At 62.1% G+C, this 448-nt stretch carries 1 protein-coding gene; it reads left to right on the top strand.

Annotation, left to right across the window (positions count from 1 at the left end; translation table 11 throughout):
- Window positions 1-448 (top strand): DDE-type integrase/transposase/recombinase (locus I6F38_RS43380; RefSeq protein ID WP_225164714.1); only part of this gene is annotated, 448 nt, incomplete at both ends.

Raw genomic sequence — 448 nt, 5'->3', positions numbered from 1 at the left:
CTATCGTCGCCCGAACACGAGCAAGCCGGCTCCGGGTCACAAGATCTACCCGTACCTGTTGCGCGGATTGAAGATCGAGCGGCCCGACCATGCGTGGGCAATGGACATCACCTACATTCCGATGCGGCGTGGCTTCGTCTATCTCGCGGCGGTCGTCGATGTGTTCAGCCGACGGGTCCTGGCCCATCGCGTCTCGATCACAATGGAGGCGGCCTTCTGCGTCGAAGCGGTCCAGGAGGCGTTGGCGAAGCACGGCAGGCCCGCGATTTTCAACACGGACCAGGGCAGCCAGTTCACCAGCCTCGAGTTCACCGATGTGCTGCTGGACGCGAAGATCGCCATCAGCATGGATGGCAAGGGCGCCTGGCGCGACAACGTGTTTGTCGAGCGGCTCTGGCGCACGGTCAAATACGAAGAAGTTTATCTCCGCGCCTACGACAGCGTGTCC

The organism is Bradyrhizobium sp. BRP56 (genome assembly GCF_020194035.1).
Classification (GTDB): Bacteria; Pseudomonadota; Alphaproteobacteria; order Rhizobiales; family Xanthobacteraceae; genus Bradyrhizobium; species Bradyrhizobium australafricanum.
Note: the sequence above shows the minus strand (reverse complement) of the source record. Positions and strands in the feature narration are given on the sequence as shown.